This is a genomic window from Bowmanella yangjiangensis (assembly GCF_017255015.1).
Classification (GTDB): domain Bacteria; phylum Pseudomonadota; class Gammaproteobacteria; order Enterobacterales; family Alteromonadaceae; genus Bowmanella; species Bowmanella yangjiangensis.
Genome location: NZ_JAFKCS010000605.1, coordinates 1 through 441, shown reverse-complemented (window position 1 = coordinate 441; position 441 = coordinate 1). Strand labels below are relative to the sequence as shown.

The window sequence follows — 441 nt, the reverse complement described above, 5'->3', positions numbered from 1 at the left end:
CGAACGGTTTGAACCACTTGTTATATGCCTATTTGGCATATTTATTGGTGACCGACTCTAAAATCTGAGCATGCTTTTGAATGTCGAGCCGAATTTCTGGCGTGAAATACTCAAGGGTTGCTTGATTTGCCCACTCCGTTAAATGGTTTTTTCTGTATGTGGCGGCGCGCTGAAGAGATCTTAGTCCTAACTGTTTGCTCTCGCCGTACAGCAATTCTGGCCACATATAAATTATTATGTTTTTCTCGCCTTCACCATGCCTGATAAGTGATAGATCACGGTCGAACTCCAGTGAGCTTCTGAGGCGCTTGAGATTGCCGGTATCTAGGTCGGAGAGTTTTGCGGTTATTAATGCGGAAGTAAATTTCGCATCGGCCTGGATGAAAGCTTCTGCGCCATATCGTGAGCCTAATACAAATGATGTGACTGATGCGCATGCTA

Annotated in this window: 1 protein-coding gene; it reads right to left on the bottom strand. The window is 44.9% G+C overall.

Annotated elements, in window-relative coordinates:
• Positions 1-28: 28 nt before the first annotated feature.
• Positions 29-441, bottom strand: a 413-nt coding sequence (locus J0A65_RS25890) for a hypothetical protein (RefSeq protein ID WP_206597066.1), incomplete at its 5' end; no start/stop codon positions are given.